Raw genomic sequence first — 14,895 nt, forward strand, 5'->3', positions numbered from 1 at the left:
TCAGGCTCTGCTACGCTGTTATCCTCTGCGGCTTCATCAATAAGACTATCAATGTCAGCTACATCAAAGTCGTCGTCTTCTTCGCCAAGCTCAGGCTCTGCTACGCTGTTATCCTCTGCGGCTTCATCAATAAGACTATCAATGTCAGCTACATCAAAGTCGTCGTCTTCTTCGACAAGCTCGGGCTCTGTTACGCTGTTATCCTCTGCGGCTTCATCAATCAGACTATCAATGTCATCTAAATCAAATTCATCATCTTCAACAGGCTCAGCTGATTGATTACTGCTTTGCTCATCAATCAAGGCATCAATATCAAAATCATCATCTGCTAATTCTTCACTAAGCGCAGCTAAGTCGTCATCTGAATCAAGAGCATCATCGGCTTTAGCCGTTACGGGCTGTTCAGTGTCATTCGCGAATAAATCATCTAAATCAGCGGCACTCAAGATATCACCATCATCAGTGTCAGCTTTCATATCTAAGTCGATATCGTCGCCTAAGCTATCATCGTCTGTTTGATCAAAGTCTTGCTGCATGAAAATATCGAGTTCATCATTTTCTTCTTTAGCTTCATCACTTTCATCATCGAACACGATGTCGTCGCTCAGTAAACCATCTAATTCGTCTTGATTTAATAAACTATCGCCATCTTCAAATCCATCATCGATATTATCATCAAAAATAATGTCATCGTCGTCAGGTAAAATATCCTTATCATCATCCAGCTGTACACTTAAATCATCAAGATCATTAGGTACTGGATCAGGAATAATTGGGTCTAGTGAAGGCCCTAGATCAATATCATCACCTGCGCTATAACTTGGACTTTGTGGTAAAAACTCATCATCAATATCTTCCTCTTGTTTGTTATTGCGTTTACGCAAGAACATCACAATTGCAAAGATGATCAACAATGCAGGTATAGTCATTAATAGAATGAGAACTAGCGGATTGGCTAATAGTCCAGCAAAATTAAACTCACTAGTCTCTTCGAGCTTTTTTGCACTTTGTTGCTCTATAATTTCGTTTTGTTTTGCAATTAATTCTTTCAATTGTCGCTGAATTTCGCTGTCTTGACCGAGCTGTTCGCGAATGTTTTCAAGCTCTTTAGAAACGCCGGTAAGCTGTTGCTTTAATTTATTATTCTCAACTAAAATTTCTTCGACATTAGCCACTGAAGATTTGAACTGTTTTTGTAGTTCAACCAGTTGTGTACCTTGCTGCGTTTTAATGTTGTTGATTTCTTGCTTTAATTCTTGTTTTGCTTCATCAACATCCACTTTACGCGCTTGGGTGACTTTCTTTTGTGATGCGGTGATCTCACTGTTTGTCAGTGTGCCGTTTTTCTTTTTTTCCCACAACTCATCGTCTTGCTCAGAGCGTTGCTTAGCAAGTTCGGGGTTTACACCTTGAATTTCAGTTAAGGTCGGAATTTTTAAATACGCGCCATCACGCATATGATTAAGGTTTTGATCTAAAAACGATTGCGGGTTTTTTTCATACAAAGCCTGCATAACCTGATAAATACTGACCGAGTTATCTGGCCGCACTTTTGCTGCAATACGCCATAGCGTATCAGTTGGCTTGATTGGCCCAATTGAACGCCCTTGAACGCCATAATCGACACCCTTAGGCCCTTTTAATTGAGCTCCGTCTTGGGAGTATATCGGTGTTACCACCAATGCAGACGCTAATAAGAGGAGTGAAGCTAAACCGCGCATGCTGATCCTTTAATGTTTAAATGTTAACGCAGCGCCTTACGATTAGGCGCTTAAACATTGATTATTTCTTGCAGAAATAACGTACATAAATAAATAGTTAATTAAGTCTTTCTTGCAAGCTCTATTCCAGTTGCAAACTATAAACCAGTTGCGGCTTAATATCCATCGCAACACTTTGATACGTAATAGCTTAAACTTTATCAGCTGGAAGAGTTTTTTATAGTTAAGATTAAGTTTATACGCTTTTAGCTGCTATGCGGCAATTATTTGGCTGTTAAAAAATAAAAAAGCGGCAAATGGCCGCTTTTCTCATCTTTAATTAAAGGTAGTTAGCTATTAACTCTTCGGCTATTTGCACACTATTAGTCGCAGCCCCTTTGCGAGTATTATCACTAACAACCCACATATTTAAACCATGCGGATGAGAAATATCTTGGCGTAATCGGCCAACATAAACGGTGTCGTTGCCACTGGCATCAGAAACAGCCGTTGGGTAATCCCCTTCATCATCGATTAATTCAAGGCCAGGGGCATCGTTAAGTAATTGCTTAACGTGTTCAAAATCATACGGCATCCGTGTTTCAATATTAATCGCTTCAGAATGACCAAAAAATACCGGCACGCGTACACACGTCGGATTAACCGCAATGGTAGTATCGCCTAAAATTTTATGGGTTTCGTTAACCATTTTCATTTCTTCGCGGGTGTAGCCGTTATCTTCAAAAACATCAATTTGCGGAATAACATTAAACGCCATTTGCTTTGGAAACAATTCGCTTTCTATCGGGCGAGCATTCATTAAATTAGCGGTTTGTTTAGCGAGCTCATCAACCGCTTGTTTACCCGCGCCAGATACTGCTTGATACGTTGATACATTGATACGATCAATACCGTATGCATCATAAATTGGTTTTAACGCCACCATCATTTGAATAGTTGAGCAATTTGGGTTGGCAATAATATTACGGTTTCTAAAGTCTGCAAGGCTTGCTGCGTTGACTTCTGGCACGACTAATGGAATTTCAAAGTCATTTCTAAAGTGTGAGGTGTTATCAATTACGATACAACCCGCATCAGCCGCTATAGGTGCGTATTTCTCTGAAACACTGCCACCGGCTGAAAACAAGCCGATATGTGCTTGACTAAAATCAAACCCAGCAACGTCTTGCACTTCGATAGTTTCACCGCGAAATTTAATATCTTCACCCGCACTGCGGCTACTTGCCAATAAAAATAATTGATCAACTGGAAATTTACGATCTTCTAACGTTTCAATAATTTGGCGGCCAACAAGACCTGTGGCGCCAAGTACGGCAACATTATATTTTTGTGACATGTGTATTCCTCGTTTAACAACCGCCCTTATGGCCGCTGTTTAAAATTATATTATTCGGTTACGAAACCAAGCCCTGATAACAGCGCTTTATTATGTTTCGCGCCAGTGATATTTACAGTGCTAAATTCACGACGGATCGGGTAATTTTTGCGTAAACTATCAAAACCATCAGTTGCCAAATTACGGCGTAAAATACCGTCATCACGACGCACGTCGTAAACAAGATGGATCAATTGACCCAACTCAGCAAAGCTGAAGGTTTCTTGTAAAGTGACTTGTGCAATGGCCGGTGTAGGTAAAAAATCAGCTAACGTTTTATTTGCTGGTACGTCTTTAAGCCCACACAATTTTTGATAGAGCATTTGCGTGCCGCGAGCTTTGCCCTCAAGGGTATGCCCGGCAATATGTACACTGGCATAACGCACATAGTCAAGCAGCTCAGTCAGTATGCTCGGCTCGTTTTCCCATACATCTAAAACTAAATCCAATTTAGCGCCGCTTTGCATCACGTTTAGCAAAGCTTGATTATCAATTACATCACCACGACTGGCATTGATTAGGATAGTGCCTGGCTTAAGTGCTGCTAAGCGAGCTTTATCCATTAGATGCAAGGTTTTGTGCTTACCTGTTGTTACCAGCGGCACATGAAAGGTAACTATATCTGCTTTAGTGAGTAACTCATCAATATCTAAATGCTCTGCTAATTGCCCTGCTTGATACTTGGGCGGATCACATAGCAACACGGTCACATCAAGCGCGGCTAGTTTGTCTCGCAAACAACTCCCTATGCTACCAACACCGACAATACCAATGGTTTTGCCCTGTAAGCTAGTGGCATTTTCTTGGCTCAGCGCAAACAAACTGCTGATCACATACTCTGCGACCGCAACAGCATTACAACCAGGGGCACTGGTGAAAGTGATGCCGCGCTGGTTGAGTAAATCAGTGTCAATGTGATCGATACCAATGGTAGCTGTACCTACAAACTGTAATTTATTCGCATGGCTTAAAAGAGCTTCGTTCACGAGTGTGACTGAACGAGTTAATAATACATCAATATCTATTAGCTGTTCACTTTGCAATGTACGACCATCAAAACGCGTTACTTCACCAAAATCAGCAAAGTACTGCTCAACAAGTGGCATGTTTTGGTCCGCAAGAATTTTCATTAACAAGTCCAGTTGGCACGAAGAGCCGCTATTGTAACGAACATAACCCATTTTGAAAACGAAAAAGCCGAGCAAGTTGCTCGGCTTCTAGTTGTAATGTGGCTTTTTAATTAGCCTTTATATTTACTCATTACTAATGTGGCGTTAGTGCCACCAAAACCAAAGCTGTTAGACATAACAGTATTTAGCTCAACGTCTTTACGCTCAGTGATGATGTTTAAGCCTGCGGCTTGTTCATCTAACTCATCAATATTAATTGAAGGTGCAACAAAGCCGTGCTCTAACATAAGTAGTGAGAAAATAGCTTCATGCACACCAGCCGCACCAAGGGCATGGCCTGTCATTGCTTTAGTTGCGCTGATCATTGGTGATTTACCACCAAATACTTCTTGAATCGCGCCAAGCTCTTTAACATCACCAACTGGTGTAGATGTACCATGGGTATTTAAGTAATCAATGCTGTCAACGCCTTGCATTGCTTGGCGCATACAACGTGCAGCACCTTCGCCAGAAGGAGCAACCATGTCATAACCATCTGATGTCGCGCCGTAACCAACCACTTCAGCATAAATATGTGCACCACGTGCAAGCGCATGTTCAAGTTCTTCAACAACAACAATACCGCCGCCGCCAGAGATAACAAAACCATCGCGGTTAGCATCGTAGGTACGAGAGGCTTTTTCTGGTGTTTCATTGTACTTAGTAGAAAGTGCGCCCATAGCGTCAAATTCCATTGCCAATGTCCAGTGCAGCTCTTCACCGCCACCGGCAAAAACAACGTCTTGTTTGCCTAATTGGATTTGCTCTACAGCGTTACCAATACAGTGTGCAGAGGTGGCACATGCTGAACTGATTGAGTAGTTAACGCCTTTAATTTTAAACGGTGTCGCTAAACACGCAGACGTTGTGCTGGCCATAGTACGTGGCACCATATAAGGACCAACACGTTTTACGCCTTTTTCACGTAAAATGTCAGCTGCTTCTACTTGCCATTTAGATGAACCACCACCGGAACCCACAATGATCCCCGTACGCTCATTTGATACTTGCTCATCAGATAAACCTGAATCTGCGATAGCTTCGGCCATTGAGATATACGAATAGGCAGCGGCATCGCCCATAAAGCGCATTGCTTTACGATCAACAAACTCTTTAACGTCAATATCAATTTTGCCCGATACGTTACTACGTAACTTATATTCAGCAAATTCTGGGTTAAAAGCGATACCACTCTTACCAGTTTTTAACGATTCTAATACTTCTTCTTTGTTGTTACCGATGCTTGATACAACACCGATGCCCGTAATAACGGCTCTTCTCATGGGTAATTACCTTAGCTTGATACTAAATTATATTCTATTTTACGCTGAAACTTACGACAAAGTGGTCAGCTTTCTAGCGTACACTTGTACTCTGAACCTCTAGCTTATAAATAACGCCAGACTATTTCAAAGAAAACACGTAAAATAATGAAAAAAAGTACTCATTCATTGCATGCCATGATCAAAAACGCTGAAATCCACTTTAATAACTTAGGTACACCCGTTGCAGACAACTTTAATGATGTCTATTTTTCAAACGATGATGGCCTAGCTGAGTCCGATTATGTCTTTTATCAACAAAATAATATGCCGCATCGGTTACAAAATCATGACCGAACACATTTTGTTATTGCAGAAACAGGTTTTGGTACTGGGCTTAATTTTTTAAATACGTGGCAGCAATTTAAAAATCATTTAACCAATAGGCAGCATCCTAATCGAGAAGTTCACAATTTAGTACAACAAAACGTGCAACGCTTACATTTTATTTCCTTTGAAAAGTATCCGATTAAAGTGACTGAACTAAAAAAAGCCTTACAAGTATGGCCAACTTTAGCCTCCTTAAGTGACCTGTTACTTGAAAAGTATCCAATAAACCTAGCAGGCTGTCATCGTCTTGAATTTGATAATGGTCAAATTATCCTCGATTTGTATTTTGGCGATGTGCAAGAATCACTTGCAGCTATAAGCTACCCGCAAACAGGTATTATCGATGCGTGGTATCTTGACGGTTTTGCACCGAGTAAAAACCCCGAAATGTGGCAACCAGCCTTATTCAACTCAATGGTGGATATTTCTCGTAGTAATGCCACGTTCGCAACCTTTACGGTTGCAGGTGTTGTACGCAGAGGTCTTGCTGATGCAGGGTTTGCGGTACAAAAAGTGAAAGGCCACGGTAATAAAAAAGAAATGTTAACTGGTTATTTAACACAAGCTAATGATGCATACTCTACCCCAGCTTATTTCGCTCATCAGCAAAGTGCATTGAGCAATGTAGCCGTTATTGGTGGGGGGATTGCTAGCAGCGCGATTTTATATAGCTTAGCCAAACGAGGGATCAACAGTCAGTTGTTTTGTCAAGATCCGCAGCTGGCAATGGGGGCATCGCATAATGTGCAAGGCGCGGTTTACCCGCATTTACAAGCCAAAAATTCACCGCACAGTGAGCTATTTGCACATAGTTTTTTATACGCAAAACGCTTATATCAACAATTAACTGACAATGGTTTTAACTATGATCACCAATGGTGTGGCGTTTTACAGCATGCGGTAAAACAACCATTAGCCGATCGTCATCAAAGTATTGAAAGCAAACAGCTGTGGCCAACTGAACTCATGCACAGCGTAACGCCTGAGCAAGGTGATGAAATTGCCGGTGTAAGTACAGGCTACTCAGGCGTATATTTTCCACTTGGCGGTTGGCTAAATCCCCCTCAATTAGTGAATGCGCTATTTCAACAAGCCCATGCACTTACCCCCATCCAGAGCCACTTTAATTGTGATATCGAAGCGCTTGAGAAAACTTCGCAAGGCTGGTTGCTAAAAAGCCAAGGGCAACAATTTGGCCCATTTAGTGATGTTATTATTTGCGCGGGCGAGCACAGTGACCGCTTTACACAAACTCAGTCTTTGCCAATTGTTGGCGTGCGTGGTCAAGTATCCCATCTGCAAGCAAGTCCTGCATCACGTAAACTAAAAACGGTGTTATGCCATAAAGGTTATTTTACTCCCGCATACTTAGATCATCATTGTATGGGCGCAACGTTTGAGAAAAACTCAAAAAGCCGTGCAGTCACCGAGCAAGACAATCAAACTAATCGCGAGCAACTACTGAGCTTTTATGGACAAACCGACTTTGCCAGTAATTTAGGTAAAATCACTGCTGCCAAAGCCGCGGTACGCTGTAGTTTTATTGATCACCTTCCGATGGCTGGAGAATGGCCGCAGCAAAGTGATTATATTCAAGCGTTTGCCAATTTACGCTTGGGCAAACGTTATCAATATCACGCTTTGCAAAAACCGCAACAAGGTTTGCACCTATTAACCGGGTTTGGTGCTCGCGGCTTATGCAGCGCGCCTTTGTGTGCGGAACATTTAATTGCTGCACTTAACGATGAACCACTGCCATTAAGTGAGCGAGTAAGCCAAGCAATCCACCCCGCTCGTTTTATTGTTCGCGATTTAATCCGTAATAAAATTTAACTTAACAAACATAGCGTGTCGGAACTCAAAAAATAATAACGGTTGACGACGAAGTGGCTTGAATACGTATGCATAAAACAAACTGTTGAGCTTATAACAAAAGCGCCGTAGTTTATTATTAACACAATAATAACAACACGGCCTTTATGCGCTATTTACTCTATATATTGATATTCTTCGGCAGTCACTATTGCAACGCCGCCGCAATCAAATTACAAAGTTATTCAGGTGATACTTCGTTACCGCACAAGCTATTACTAACCGCATTAGCAAGGCAAAACCTTACCTATATCCATCCTTATGAAAGTGATAAAGACATTTCAAATGCGCGTATTTTAAATGATGTAAAAAATGGTCAGTTAGATGTGATGTGGAGCATGACCTCTGAGCAACTTGAGCAAGACTATCAAGCTATTTATATTCCGCTATTTAGAGGCTTGCTTGGCATGCGGGTCGCCATTGTCACCCAGCAAAATCGCGATATATTTAAAGATGTAACCCAACTTTCTGAACTTAAAGAATTTTCTGCCGGACAAGGGAAAACTTGGCCCGATACACAAATTTTAAAAGCCAATGGTTTAGAGGTACTTACCACGCTTAAATACCCTAACCTTTTCCCTATGCTTGAAGGTAATCGTTTTGACTACTTTCCTCGTGGTGTCAACGAACCATGGGATGAAATAGCCACTCATCAAGAATTAAATCTGACCGTTGACCCCTATATTTTATTAAAGTACACCGCACCGCTATATTTTTTTGTTGCGAAAGATAATCACACTCTCGCTAACCAGCTTAGTAACGCATTACAAGCGATGATTGCCGATGGTACTTTTTCCAGTATGTTTTTTGACGACAGCCAAGTGCAAATGGTGCTAGCTAAAGCAAACTTAGCAGCGCGCACAGTGATCCCATTAGAAAATCCTAGCTTGTCATCAGACACGCCGCTATCACACCCTTCTCTGTGGTTTGATCCACTTAACGAAAGCAGCAACACACCATGAAATCATTACAAAGAAAAATAATCACCGCGCTGAGTATATGTTTACTTGTTACTTTTAGTTTTGTGATTGGGGCTAATTACATGTTGCTAAAGAATGATGAAACACAGCAATGGCACAACAATATTGATGCGATAAAACAGCAATTAACGGTTATTTTAGCTGAGCCGGTATTTTCCTATGATAAACCACTGATAGCGCGAATATTGCACGCTTTTGCCAAAAACTCAGATATTCAACAGCTCACTATTATTGATCATCGAGGTATTGAGCTCGGACGACTCGATAAACCCAGTAATGCAACGAAGCAATTGCTCAAACAACACATAGCACTGACATTTTCAGAGCAACAAATTGGCACGATTCATATTAGCTTTAGCCAAGATCAATTAAATAACAGCATCAACAAAGCATTAAGTACCATGGTTATCACCCTTGCCATTTCCTTTGCTATGTTGGGTATTATTATTCTTAGTGTATGCAAAGTGCTGATCATCAAACCGATTGTCAGTGTCAATCAATTGGTGGATGAACTTGCCCGTGGCTCTGGCGATTTAACTCAACGAATCAACTATCAATCAAGTGACGAAATAGGACATTTAGTCGCAGGGTTTAATCGCTTTATTAATGAGGTTCAACAGATCATCGCCAGTCTTGGCCAAACAGCCACTGAGCTTGAAGTGATTGCCGCAGCAGTCAACGAAGCAACAGTGCGCTCTAAACATGAAGCCGAGCAAGAATACCAATTAACCGATGCCGCGACCTTGTCACTCAGCCAATTAACATCTGCCACCAAGGAGATTGCACTTGGCGCGACGCAAACAGCAGAGCAAACAGTACAAGTACAAGGACTCTGCCAAGACGGCGAGCTATCGATGGGTAATAACAGCAGCTTGATAAGCGATCTTGAAAATCAATTAGATCATACTTCAACAGTGGTAGAGCAACTTGATAGTCGCAGCAGTGAGATAAGCCAAGTACTTGATGTAATAAAAAGTATAGCCGAACAAACTAACTTACTGGCGCTTAACGCTGCCATTGAAGCCGCTCGGGCGGGAGAGTCTGGTCGTGGCTTTGCTGTGGTGGCTGATGAAGTTCGCGCACTTGCAAGCAAAACCTATCATTCCACATCTGAAATCGAAAACATTATTACTGCACTGCAAACCAACGCCAGTGAATGTGTTGCTGCTACACAAAAAAGTAAACATGTAAGTAATCAAGTGACGACTGCAAACCAACAAAGTCAGCGCATTTTTCATAACATTGCGCAGCAAGTTGATGAAATTAATCTAATGAATGAACGCATTGCGGCAAGCTCAGAAGAGCAAACGTTTGTTACACAAGGAATATTAGTCACTATGGAAAAAATCAATCATGGCGCAAAATCGCTTGCCCAAGAAGCTGAGCACCTCGACGATACGATAAAGCAACTCAATGATCTTGAACAAGGGATTGTCGCAAAACTTGGGTTATTTAAGTATTAAATACAAAAACGGCTAGTCTAATAAAGCGAGCCGTTTTTATTCAACCTGAACTCTGGTTAAGAGATTTACTATCCAGAGTTCAGACATTTACGCTTTAATTACTCCTAAAATTGATATTGGAATCCTAGCGCCCATTCATTCACATCATTTTCTCTTAACTTATAATGACTATAGTTAATTGAAACATCTGTATTTTCAAACACTGGATAAGCTAATTGCCCGCCAAAATAAGGACGTGTATTAGTGTCATTATATGCAATTTTTTGCCCCGTAGATGAGTGGCTATCAATCGAATAATGATAATGAAAAGCTCCAACAAAAACCTTACTCTTAACTTGGCCCAACAGCGGGAATAGATAAGCAGTTTGTATCGCAGGTCCTTGTGATAATACCGGCACGGTTTGTGACACATTCAGTTGCGCGTTACTTGGATCAAGTGTATCTCCAACAAAGGTCATACTACCTTCACCTAAGTTGATATAGCGTACGCCAAATTGCCAATTAGTCGCAAAAGAATAAATTCCGCCTATTGACCAACTAATATCGGTATCATCGTATTCAGTATTCGCTAATTCGACTGATTGATTAGCTGTGGTCGAGCCTGCAACGGCTGCATAACCAATCGTGCCATCCATAGACCATTCACCAGCTAATACTGGCTGACTGACTACCGCAGCCGTAGCAAGTAAGGCCCATGGGGTCAGTTTTGATTGGCGACGTATAAAGACCAAACCAATCATTAATAACACCATAGTGCTGCCTAAACTACCTGATGAGCTATTTTTAACCGTGGTGGTTGTATAAGCTTTTACAGTCACTTTAACTTCTCCTTTAGCTTCAGCACCTTTACTGTCAGCTACTGTATACTCAATAAAATCGACACCTTCAAAACCTGCTTTGGGTTGGTAATTCAATGTACCATCGCCATTTATAGTGACTGTTCCTTGCGTAGCTTGCGCGCTTATTAAACTCAGTGCGTCGCCATCCGCATCGCTATCATTGGCGAGCACATCAATAACTATTTGCGTGCGGTCATTGGTGCTTGCAGTATCAGCAATCGTTGTTGGGGCACTGTTCACTACCACACTCACAGTCGCTGTATCAAAGGCTGTGCCACCTTGACCATCAGACACACTGTAGTTGATTGTTGCAGTACCAATGAACTCAAGTAATGGTTGATAACTAAGTTGATTATTAACAATGGCTACCTCACCAAAATCAACACTCGCACTGGTGAGCGTGAGTACATCATTATCTGCATCGCTATCATTACTAAGCACATCAATAACAATACTATTACCAACTGCAATAATCACTTGATCTGATTGTGTAACAGGTGCGCTGTTATTGCTGCTTATAACGCTTACGCCGCCGGGGTCAACAATTTGACCATTCGCTACGCCGTCGGCATCATTGATACCGCCATCCGTTATGCGTAATTGCACACACCAGTCACCTTCTTTAAGGCCTTCTTGCCACAGCTGACTATTGGGTGAAGGACAATAACCTTGCTCACCTTGCGTTGAATAGAGCTTATCGCCATTGTTGGTGTTAAAGTCAACCCATTCATTATTGATAAGCTTTCTATAAATCGCACCTGCAGGTATTGGCATTCTTTGCGGCAGCACTATATGGTAGTTTTCACCTTTTTGCTCCATGGCGGTTACTATAAAGCTAAAGTAGCCACCAGAGTTTTCCATACCAACATCTACAGGTAGCTCACTTTCAAACAATTGTGCTGCGCCACTGCTATTTTGTGTGCTTAAGAATGCTTTTCTTAAACATGCTCCCGCATCTCCTTCAATAAGGAACTGCGCTGACTCATTTACTTGTTCAGGTAATACATTACACTCATTAATGTTATCCAAGTAATCAGGGATACCATCACGGTCGCTATCTTGTAGACCTTCGATATTGTCTGGTATTAAGTCATTATCAGTATCAGCAGTTGTTAGCTCAGGTAACTGAGCTAACACTTCCACATAACTGGTCACTGTCGTTGAGAGGCTATCCACAGCATCATCTGTTGCGGTTACTGCTATTTCATAAATACCAATATCGAGTTCAGCTGTAGAGAACACAAATGTATCAGGCGTATCACCTAGCTCGACAATCCGTTCATCTGCTGCTTGCCAACTAAATGAAATACTATCTCCAGGATTATTATCCGTTGCCAACGCTGTAATTGTTACGAGGTCATCACTGGCTAAAACAAATGGCCGCGGCTGATTGTTTTGTTCAATTCTCGTTACTAAGCTTGGTGCTATATTACTCTCTGAAATAGTCGTAATATTAGTGGCTTGCGCGCCAGTATTAAGGCTGTCGTCAAGCGTTATAACAATTGTTTCATCCGCTTCAATCTCACTATCTGCAAAGACTCTAAAGTTGATCTCACCCATTAAGCCTTGTTCAATAACCACTTCGCCGCTGATTAAATCATGATCATCTGATGTTGCGGTTCCAGATACACTGTAAGGGACAGTGACAGGATAACTTGCCGCGGGTCCATTCAAGTAAACCCGTGTGGTATAACTTTGATCCTCAGCAACAACTTTATTTTTACCTAGCGACACTTGCGGGTGAACCATTACTTGCTGGCTTGCCATTGTGGTTTTACCACTACTGTCTGTCGCTTGCCAATACACTTGGTGTACACCTGGCGTAAATAACATACTTTGCTTGAAAGTTGCGACTGGTAATCGGTTTTGCTCGCTATCAAACGCAAGGGCTGTGCCTAATTTCACTCGAGTGAACAACCCTGTTGCATCAATACTCACATCAGCAGGAGGTGTAATAGTTGGTGCATCAGCTTGACTATCAGTAAAGTTAATATAAGCAAACCCTGTGCTTTGTGCTTGCGCTGGGTCGGCAATAATGTACTCAATTTTAATAGTGCCTTGGGTACTTGCGTTAAGTTGATAGACAAGCTGCTGATCAACAATACTCACGGTACCCACTGATGCCCTAGCACCAATAATTGTTATTGCATCGCCATCAACATCAGTGTCATTCGCTAACACATCAAGTATATAACGGCCATTATCTGTGCTCACTAAGTTAAACGTATCATCCACAGCGACCGGTTCATCGTTTACTGACTCAACAGTAATTGACGCAGTAGCAATGGCTGAATTTGCTTCACCATCTGTTACTAAATAGCTAAAACTATCATTGCCATGGTAATCAGCTTGTGGCTGATAACTAAACACCGTTCCTTGCACCGTTAAGCTACCAAACTGTGGTTGAGTGACCACTTCAATAACTAAGCTGTCATTGTCACTATCATTAACATCTGCGCTAATACTGATGTTAGTGTCTTCATCAATACTTAGTAGCATATCATTCGCAACAGGTGCTGCATTTACATACGTTACATCAATACTAAATGGGTTAAGCGTACTGCTTAACTGGCCATCGCTTACGCTGATCAAAATATTACTATATAGACCAACGTCATCTCGTGTCGGTATACCACTTAATGTACCACTTGTGCTATCAAACGTTGCCCAACTCGGCTTGTTCGCAATCGTTAATGATAAACTGGTATTATCAATATCTGACACAACTGGCGTAAATGAGTAACCTGTATCTTGCGCGATTGATGTTGCAGGTGAACCGCTGATTGTTGGTGCATCGTTTACATTCACTACTGTCAGTGTAAATGGGGTTAAACTTTGGCTTGCAACCCCATCCGTTACACTCACTGTAATGCCTGTATAACGTCCTACATCAGTATTGCTTGGTCTGCCTGATAGCTGCCCTGTGGTGGTATCAAAATTCAGCCAACTTGGTTTATTTTCGATACTGAAACTAAGATTATCGCCATCATTATCTGTCGCTGTTGGTACAAAGCTATATAAGTCATTTTCATTAACCGCTAAGCTTGGTACTCCACTAATCACTGGCAAATCGTTAATACTATTGATAGTGACTGACACAGTGCTCGGTGCTGAATCAAGTAATCCATCATTCGCTATATAGCTAAACTGATCGTCACCAAAGTAATTTGCACTGCCTTGATAAGTAACTTGTTCACCTGAGATAATCGCCGTGCCATGAGTTGGTTGACTCACAATTGTGTAGGTTAATGTATCACCATCAACATCACTACCGAGTAAGTTAATAACGACTGCTGTGTCTTCATCAGTAACGCCAGTTTGTGCACTTACAATTGGCGCGTCATTCACTGCGGTGATCACTAACGATACCGGTGTTGTTGTTGAATCTAATAATCCATCGTTAACAACAAAACTAAAGCCATCACTGCCGTTGTAATTAGCGTTTGGCGTATATAACCAACTATCATTACTTTGCTGTACAAGCGAGCCATGTAGCGCGCCTTCATCAAGACGATAACTTAGCTCATCGTTCTCAATATCTGAACCAACCAAGGTGATCAAGACGCTATTATCTTCTGCAAGTATTAAGCTTTGCGGAATACCTAAAGGTGCATCATTGACTGGGTTCACGGTCATGGTGACTGTAGCAACATTGGACACCGCGCCATTGCTGTCTTTGACTGTGTAAGTAAAGCTGTCGTCACCGAAGTAATCGGCATTGGCGGTGTAAATAATGGCCCCCGTTGCGGTTACTTGCGTTTGCCCGTTGCTGGGCGCACTGACCACTGTGACACTGCTGACATCTAAACTGTCGCCCACATCAA

The 14,895-nt window shown here is 41.7% G+C and carries 8 protein-coding genes; 3 read left to right on the forward strand and 5 right to left on the reverse strand.

Going from position 1 to position 14,895, the window contains the following annotated elements; translation table 11 throughout:
- The 4 genes from ENH88_RS15360 to fabB all read right to left on the reverse strand — a co-directional run.
- The coding region (locus ENH88_RS15360) for a FimV/HubP family polar landmark protein (RefSeq protein ID WP_304183493.1) at positions 1 to 1,721 on the reverse strand (1,721 nt) is incomplete at its 3' end.
- Between the two features lie 319 nt (positions 1,722 to 2,040).
- Entirely contained in the window at positions 2,041 to 3,057 is a 1,017-nt protein-coding gene (locus tag ENH88_RS15365; RefSeq protein WP_304183496.1) for an aspartate-semialdehyde dehydrogenase, read from the reverse strand.
- A gap of 50 nt (positions 3,058 to 3,107) precedes the next feature.
- The gene (locus ENH88_RS15370; RefSeq protein WP_304183497.1) at positions 3,108 to 4,226 is read right to left on the reverse strand and encodes a 4-phosphoerythronate dehydrogenase; all 1,119 of its coding nucleotides are present in this window, start codon (positions 4,224 to 4,226) and stop codon (positions 3,108 to 3,110) included.
- A gap of 110 nt (positions 4,227 to 4,336) precedes the next feature.
- The gene (fabB, locus tag ENH88_RS15375; protein ID WP_304183500.1) at positions 4,337 to 5,548 is read right to left on the reverse strand and encodes a beta-ketoacyl-ACP synthase I; all 1,212 of its coding nucleotides are present in this window, start codon (positions 5,546 to 5,548) and stop codon (positions 4,337 to 4,339) included.
- A gap of 177 nt (positions 5,549 to 5,725) precedes the next feature.
- On the opposite strand from fabB, the gene mnmC reads away from it, so the two are divergent.
- The 3 genes from mnmC (at position 5,726) to ENH88_RS15390 (ending at position 10,232) form a co-directional block, all read left to right on the forward strand.
- Entirely contained in the window at positions 5,726 to 7,750 is a 2,025-nt protein-coding gene (gene mnmC, locus ENH88_RS15380; protein WP_304183508.1) for a bifunctional tRNA (5-methylaminomethyl-2-thiouridine)(34)-methyltransferase MnmD/FAD-dependent 5-carboxymethylaminomethyl-2-thiouridine(34) oxidoreductase MnmC, read from the forward strand.
- Positions 7,751 to 7,896: 146 nt separating this feature from the next.
- A complete protein-coding gene (locus ENH88_RS15385) occupies positions 7,897 to 8,751 on the forward strand; it encodes a transporter substrate-binding domain-containing protein (protein ID WP_304183502.1) in 855 nt (284 codons plus the stop codon).
- Complete coding sequence (locus ENH88_RS15390; RefSeq protein WP_304183504.1) at positions 8,748 to 10,232, forward strand: methyl-accepting chemotaxis protein; 1,485 nt, start codon at positions 8,748 to 8,750, stop codon at positions 10,230 to 10,232. Before ENH88_RS15385 ends, ENH88_RS15390 begins: the two co-directional genes overlap by 4 nt.
- 104 nt (positions 10,233 to 10,336) lie before the next feature.
- On the opposite strand, the gene ENH88_RS15395 is transcribed toward ENH88_RS15390, so the two are convergent.
- Positions 10,337 to 14,895 (reverse strand): Ig-like domain-containing protein (locus ENH88_RS15395; RefSeq protein WP_304183506.1); only part of this gene is annotated, 4,559 nt, incomplete at its 5' end.

Source organism: Pseudoalteromonas prydzensis, from assembly GCF_011050055.1.
Taxonomy (GTDB): Bacteria; Pseudomonadota; Gammaproteobacteria; order Enterobacterales; family Alteromonadaceae; genus Pseudoalteromonas; species Pseudoalteromonas prydzensis_A.